Origin of the sequence: Bacteroides caecigallinarum (genome assembly GCF_021530995.1) — a bacterium.
GTDB lineage: Bacteria > Bacteroidota > Bacteroidia > Bacteroidales > Bacteroidaceae > Phocaeicola > Phocaeicola faecigallinarum.
Window position 1 is genome coordinate 1 of record NZ_JADYTF010000208.1, and the last position, 2,287, is coordinate 2,287.

The following is a 2,287-nucleotide window of genomic DNA, read 5'->3' on the forward strand; positions in this document are numbered from 1 at the left end:
GTTATTGTAACTTTTGTATTCTCAAGTTGTGAGAAAACCAATAATGGCCATAAAAACACCAGCAAAAAAATTCTCAATCTCATTTTAATAATGTTTTAATATAATGTTGTGGTATATTTGAATAAAAATCTGCTTTAAAGACTGTATTTGAAGAGAATAAACTTTCCTTGTCAGACACAACCCTTAACAAATGTATATAATTCAGTTTCTTATGATTCAGAACTATTATTGTTTCCAGATTTCCTTTTTTGTTATATCTCGTATGACATAATGTTTCAAAATCGTCTTTAAAAAAATTCAGAAAATTCAGCAGAGGCATTGTTATTTCAGGAGTAAAATATCCATAACTTCTATGTGTTAAAGCCAATATTTTACCTTCTCCGTGAATATCAGTCAGGAAAAGGTTATTCATCGAGATTTCCGGATATTCCAAAGAATACAACGGTTCAAACGATTTTCCCTTTTCAACATAATATACATTCGAAGTCAAATCCGGGATCAAAAATACTGTCCCTTTTCTGACATATATTCCATCCTTAAATTCTTCAAGGTTCTCAAGTGAGACCTCATCATCAATAGGTTTTATCGACTCCAATCTTGCATTATACAAATCATTATAAAGTATCTCGTCAGACTCTTTTTTATCCGAGCCATCAATAAGTTCACGATATAATGGGAAGCAAATATTAAAAGTATTCGAATTATAAATCCAGACCGCATTAGCTGTTTTTTCCTCACATTTCAAAGAAAAATTAACCGGCATGTCCATAGACTCTATATAGTCAGAAATACTATAATTTGTTTTTTTGGAAAACTGCTTTCCATTGACATACATTAGTATTTTAAATTCATTTAATTTACGCTCTACATCATCATTATCATTGATTAACACGAGTTGCAATAATAACCTTTCAAGGAAGTTACATATTCCTATATCCATCAATTGCTTGGTTTCCTCACTGAACAAAGAAACCCCAATATGATTTACATCTCCGTTTTTATTAAATCTGAAAACTATTCCTTTATTTTTTAATATATTAGGACTCACAATAATAGTATCACTACGTGGAAATTCACAATCTAATTTTAAATTTCCCGCTATACTTTCAAGGTTTCTCGTTGTAAATTTTAAGCTCTCATGTTTTTTTGAGTCAAAGCTAAAAGTATTTACAAATGAAAAGATGAAAAATATCAATATTAATACCCTATAAACCATTTTCATTTATTTTTCGTGTCAAAATTTCAAATATATCTTGCTTCACATTACAGTACCAATCAAAATACAACAAATCTGAATCTAAATATTTTTTCCTCCATTCAAGTGATTTCTTTAAATCAGATTTCAGGACATTACCCTTTAAATACATCTGTGACAGTTCAAACATCGCCCGTGAGTTTCCCTTGTTAGCCGCAGTTGTCAACAACGCTATCGACTCATTCTCGTCAACATTAAAAAGTATTCCGTCCCTATAATATATACCTAAATCAGCCAAAGCGTCAGGATATTTCATTTCTTTTGCCCTCAAATAATATTCCTTGGATTTATTCTCATCTTTTTCAACCCCCAATCCTTCTTGATACAGCCATGCCAGGCGATAAAAAGCCAATGGTGAACGTCTGGAAGTAGCCTTGCTATAACATATCAGCGCATTATTATAATCAGAAGAAGCATTAGAAAAGTTATTATCCAAATATGTGTCACCACAAAATACCATCGCATCAGTATATCCGGCTTCAAATGCTTTATTATATAGTTCTCTTGCTTTATTAAGGTCTTTATCTACACCTATACCAATAGAATATAACCTTGCCAAATTAAGAGTAGCAAAAAGATTATTCTTCATGGAAGCCTCCATAAAATATGCTACAGCCATTTTAACATTTCTATTTATACCTATTCCTGTAATACACATACATCCCAGGTCATTCAAAGACGAAGTCTTTTCCGAAGCCTCAAGCAGTTTGTCATTATACAAAGTTATCAATTCATTACAATGATACAATTTATTGACATCAGCTACATTGTATGTAAAGCCCTCGTAATCAGAAGGACATTTATATAAAGTCAAATCATCTGATACATCCGATAAAATCTCATCTAAGTTATTTGTTACAATAGTTCTCTGTGTTCCGGTAAAGGCGCCATCATTATATACTAAATTAAACAAATACTTATAGATTAATTTATTATGACTTACATTAGTTGTATCAGATATAGAAGTTTCGGTCAAATCAAGATCAAGTCCAAACAAATCCTTTACTACAGAATCAAAACTTATATCATAAT

2 protein-coding genes are annotated in these 2,287 nt (G+C 31.0%); both read right to left on the reverse strand.

Annotated features, from left to right (window positions below; translation table 11 throughout):
* Positions 1-79: 79 nt before the first annotated feature.
* The gene (locus I6E24_RS16000; protein WP_235329679.1) at positions 80-1,222 is read right to left on the reverse strand and encodes a hypothetical protein; all 1,143 of its coding nucleotides are present in this window, start codon (positions 1,220-1,222) and stop codon (positions 80-82) included.
* Positions 1,206-2,287 (reverse strand): tetratricopeptide repeat protein (locus I6E24_RS16005; RefSeq protein WP_235329681.1); only part of this gene is annotated, 1,082 nt, incomplete at its 5' end. The genes I6E24_RS16005 and I6E24_RS16000, both read right to left, overlap by 17 nt.

Coding starts and splice junctions, on each gene's coding strand:
- I6E24_RS16000 (WP_235329679.1), bottom strand. CDS start 1,222: ATGAAAATGGTTTATAGGGTATTAATATTGATATTTTTCATCTTTTCA.